The sequence below is a fragment of the Pseudundibacterium arcticum genome, from assembly GCF_042646465.1.
GTDB lineage: Bacteria > Pseudomonadota > Gammaproteobacteria > Burkholderiales > Burkholderiaceae_D > Undibacterium_A > Undibacterium_A arcticum.
The window spans coordinates 1-599 of the sequence record NZ_JBHRTP010000118.1; the positions used below are offsets into that span (position 1 = coordinate 1).

Sequence of the window (599 nt, forward strand, 5' to 3'; positions counted from 1 at the left end):
AGCGGCAAGCCCGGCTGCGTGCGATCAAGTGCCTGCACTTGGCTTTTCTCGTCGCAGCACAATACGATCGCATGCTCAGGAGGCGACAAATACAGCCCCACTACATCTTCGAGCTTCTCGACAAATTTCGGATCGCGCGAAACTTTGAAGCCGCGCACAAGATGCGGCTTTAAACCCTTGGCTCGCCAATGCCGAGAGACGCTGGCGGCACTGACACCAAGTTCGGCTGCCATCTTGCGAGTGCTCCAATGCGTCGCAGTTTCGGGTGTGCTCTCTGTCGTCATCGTAACCAAGCGGGCAACATCAACTTTCACGGCAGGCGCTCCGCGCGGCAGATCTCGCTCAATGCCCGACAGGCGCAATTGCGCGTAGCGTTCGCGCCATCGCCTGACTTGCCCACGGTCCACGCCAAGTTCCACAGCAATGTCCTTGTTTTGTATGCCCTCGGCCGCCAGCAGCACAATGCGCGCACGCAGCGCCAGCCTCACACTGGTGAGACCGGAGCGAATCAACGCCGCAAGTTCCGCATGCTCTTCCGTCGTAAGCACAATCTCGGTCGCAATTCGCACTGGCACTCTCCTATCAGATACGAAAGAATA

The 599-nt window shown here is 58.3% G+C and carries 1 protein-coding gene; it reads right to left on the reverse strand.

All coding sequences use genetic code 11. The annotated features are described in order from the left end of the window. Positions 1 to 569 (reverse strand): IS630 family transposase (locus tag ACFOFO_RS26230; protein WP_390333513.1); only part of this gene is annotated, 569 nt, incomplete at its 3' end. Between the last annotated feature and the right edge of the window lie 30 nt (positions 570 to 599).